Source organism: Streptomyces sp. NPDC034670 (assembly GCF_055574875.1).
This window is the reverse complement of sequence record NZ_JBVITR010000122.1, coordinates 1-3089: the sequence shown is the minus strand read 5'-3', so window position 1 is coordinate 3089 and position 3089 is coordinate 1. Positions and strand designations below refer to the sequence as shown.

1 protein-coding gene is annotated in these 3089 nt (G+C 74.6%); it reads right to left on the bottom strand.

Annotated features, from left to right (window positions below):
• Window positions 1-3089, bottom strand: a 3089-nt coding sequence (locus ACZ56B_RS32685) for an acyltransferase domain-containing protein (protein WP_468798678.1), incomplete at both ends; no start/stop codon positions are given.

Genomic DNA, 3089 nt, shown 5'->3' with positions numbered 1-3089 from the left:
AGCGGCCGCGGCGCCTCCGGCACCAGCGCCACACCGTCCAGCCGGCCCCCGGCGACGACATCCATCCGCCACCCGTCACCCACACCGGCCGGCGGGAGCAGAACATCGTCGGTCACGGTCCGTACGAGCCGCGGGATGCGGACCCGGCCCTCGCGGATGAGCAGTTCGCCGTGGTGGCCGGCGCAGCCGGCGAGCGCGTCGTACGACTCCGTCGAACCGTCGAGGTCCGCGAGGCCGAAGCGCCCCGGATGCTCGCTCGCGGCGGAACGCACCAGGCCCCAGACCGCCGCACCGGCGAGGTCTGTGACCTCGGTCCCGACCGCGCCCGACGTGACGAACACCAGCCGTGCGCCGTCCAACCGGGCTTCGCCGAGCCAGTCCTGCACCAGCGCGAGGGCCGCGGCGGTCGTGTCGGTCACCGGACGTCCGGCGGCGGTGTTCCGGACGGGAACGATCACGGTGTCGGGGATTCCGATACCGTCCTCGGCGTCCAGCGCGGCCGTGAGGGCGGTCAGGTCGGCATAGTGCCGGGCCCGGCCTTCCAGGGACGCCGGAAGGTCGCCGAGTACGGCCCACGCCTCGGTGGAGCCGGGGGCGACGTCGGGCAGCGGTACCCAGTCGAGACGGAGGAGGCTGTGGCGCACCACTGCCGCGGAGGCCGTGTCTGCGGTGTTCGCGAGCGGTCGGAGGACCAGCGACTCGGCCTGCGCGACGGGTTCTCCGGTGGCGTCGGCCACGCGCAGCGCGACGGCGTCCTCACCCTGCCGCGACACCCGCACACGCACCTCAGCGGCCCCCACCGCCGAGAGCTCCACCCCCGACCACAGGAACGGCAGCAACGCCCCCGAACCGTCCCACTCCCCCAACCCCAGCACATGCAGCACCGAGTCCAGCAACGCCGGATGCACACCGAAACCCTCGGCACCACCCGCCACCGACTCCGGCAGCACGGCCTCCACGAACCACTCGTCCCCGGACCGCCACACCCCCCGCAGCCCCCGGAACGCCGGACCGTACGACAGCCCCGCCGCCCCCAACCGCTCGTACAGACCCTCCAGTCCGACCCGCTCGGCCCCCTCCGGAGGCCACACCCGCAGATCCCCGTCCGACCCCGACACCGACCCCTGCGCCGACACCTGCGCCGACACCTGCGCCTGCGCCGCAGAAGGCGCCAGCACACCCGCCGCATGCAGCGTCCAGGGCTGCTCGTCGGCGGTCGTCGTCTCGGCGCGGCCGTACACGTTGAGCGGTCGCCGGCCGGAGGCATCGGGCGCCTCGATGCCGAGCTGTATCTGGACGGCCCCCGTCTCGGGGAGCACGAGAGGTGCGCGGAGGGTGAGCTCGTCGACGCGGTCGCAGCCGACGCGATCGGCGGCGGCCAGGGCCAGTTCCAGCAGTGCCGTGCCCGGCACGAGCACCGAACCCGCCACGACGTGGTCCGCCAGCCACGGGTGGTCGGCCACGGACAGTCTCGCGGTCAGCAGCACCGCCTCGGATCCCGCGACGGGCACGGCGGCCCCCAGCAGCGGGTGTTCCGCCGCGCCGAGGCCGAGACCGCCGGCGTCCACGGCGGCGCGCGGTGCGTCGAGCCAGTAGCGCTGCCGCTGGAAGGCGTACGTCGGCAGCGGCACCTCCCGCGCGCCCGTGCCGGCGAACACGGCCGCCCAGTCGACGCGCGCGCCGCGGACGAAGAGTTCGGCCACGGCCGTGAGCAGGGTTTCCGGTTCCGGCCGGTCCGCGCGGAGGGTGGCCGCGGCGGCCGGTGCGTCCGTGGCCATCGCGGTCAGGACGGGATCCGGGCCGATCTCCAGGAAGCGGGTGGCCCCCTGCGCGCCGGCTGCGGTGAGGGCGTCGTGGAAGCGGACGGGGCGCACGATCTGCTCGGCCCAGTAGCCCGGTGTCGTCCAGTCGTCCGGCCCCAGGGCCTCGCCGGTCACGGAGCTGACAGCGGTCGTCTGCGGCTGCCGGTAGGTCACCTGCGAGGCGACCTCGGTGAACTCCGCGAGGACGGGTTCCATCAGGGGCGAGTGGAAGGCGTGCGAGACCCGCAGCCGCGTCGTGCGGCGGCCTTCCCCGCGCGCCCGCTCCAGCACTGCCTCGACGGCTTCCCCGGTACCCGAAACCACCACCGACGTCGGCCCGTTGACCGCGGCGACCACGGCGCCGTCCGGGAGCCAGTCGGTCGCCTCCGTCTCACCGGCCTCGATGGCGGCCATGGCCCCGCCCGCGGGCAGTGCCCGCATGAGGCGGGCGCGGGCGGCGACGAGGCGTACCGCATCGGGCAGGTCGAGGACACCGGCGGCGTGGGCGGCGGCGAACTCGCCGACGGAGTGGCCCAGCACCACATCCGGAGCCGTCCCCCACGACCGCAACAGCGCCACCAGCGCCACCTGCACGGCGAACAGGGCCGACTGCGCGCAACCGGTGTCGTCCAGCGACCGGGCGGTGTCCGCCGCGTCGGTGTTGCCCGACGACCCGGCGTTGCCCGCCCCGAACAACACGTCCTTCAGGGGGTGTTCGAAGCCCAGCTCCGTGTCGAGCAGTCCGCACACCTCGTCCAGTGCCGCGGCGAAGACGGGATACGTCTCGTACAGCTCCCGGCCCATCCCGGGCCGCTGACTGCCCTGTCCCGTGAACATCCACGCCGTACGGCCTTCGATGACCGATCCGCTGATCGCGGGCTCGGCGAGCCGGGCGCGCAGGGTGTCCTGGTCGCGCCCGAGCAGGACCGATCGGTGTTCCAGTGCCGCCCGGGTGGTCGCCAGCGACAGGCCGACGTCCAGGGGATGCGCGTCGACGGACGCCAGCCGGTCCAGCTGGGCCCGCAGTGCGTCCTCGCTCCGCGCCGACACCACCCACGGCACGACCGGCAGCTCGTCACGCGACGGAGCCGGCGGTGTCCGACGCGCGGCGGGGGGTTCTTCGATGACGACGTGGGCGTTGGTACCGCTGATGCCGAAGGACGACACACCGGCCCGGCGCGGCCGCTGCCCACGCGGCCAGGCCCGCTCCTCGGTCAGCAGACGCACCGCGCCCGCCTCCCAGTCCACGTGCGAGGACGGCTCCTCGACGTGCAGGGTGCGCGGCAG